Genomic DNA, 813 nt, shown 5'->3' with positions numbered 1-813 from the left:
CTCGTGCAGGTGAGCTTCGGCGCCTACTCGATGACGGTCGGCGAGGCGTGGCGGGCCGTCCTCGACCCCGCGGTCCTCCTCGACCCGCGGTGGCTGCTCAACTTCCTCGTCGGCGAGGACCTGATGCGGGCGATCACGGGCTTTCAGGGCGAGCTGCCGGAGCTGTCGCACGGCACGCTGATCGTCTGGAACATCCGCCTACCGCGGGTGATCGTCGGGGCCATAGTCGGGATGAACCTCGGCGTCTCGGGCGCGATCTTCCAGGCGGTCACCAGGAACGAGCTCGCGAGCCCGTTCATCCTCGGCGTCTCCTCCGGGGCCGGGCTGATGATCCTGCTGACGCTGGTCGTGTTCGGAGGGCTCTCTGCGTTCCTCCCGCTGATCGCGGCGCTGGGCGGCGCCGTCGCGTTCCTGATCGTGTACGCCATCGCGTGGAAGAACGGGACGAGCCCCGTCCGGCTCGTGCTCGCGGGCGTGATCGTCGGGACCGTCTTCGGGAGCCTCCAGACGGCGCTGTTCTTCTTCGCCGACGACATCGGCGTCGTCCAGTCGGCGATCCAGTGGACGACCGGCTCGCTGACCGGGACGGACTGGGCGCAGGTGCGGCTGGCGCTCCCGTGGACGGTCGTCGCGGTACTGCTCTCGATCGCCGGATCGCGGCAGCTGAACCTGCTCCTGTTGGGCGAGCAGACCGCGAAGTCGCTCGGGATGTCGATAGAGCGGGTGCGGTTCGCGCTGTCGGGGGTCGCGGTGCTCGCGGCCGCCGCCAGCATCGCGGTGGCCGGCATCGTCAGCTTCGTCGGGCTGATCGTC

The 813-nt window shown here is 69.7% G+C and carries 1 protein-coding gene; it reads left to right on the top strand.

Annotated features, from left to right (window positions below; genetic code table 11):
- The coding region (locus DJ75_RS03175; protein ID WP_094522465.1) for an iron ABC transporter permease at positions 1-813 on the top strand (813 nt) is incomplete at both ends.

Origin of the sequence: Halorubrum sp. Eb13 (assembly GCF_002252895.1) — an archaeon.
Lineage (GTDB): Archaea > Halobacteriota > Halobacteria > Halobacteriales > Haloferacaceae > Halorubrum.
The sequence above is the reverse complement of the archived record's forward strand: the minus strand, read 5'-3'. Positions and strand labels throughout refer to the sequence as shown.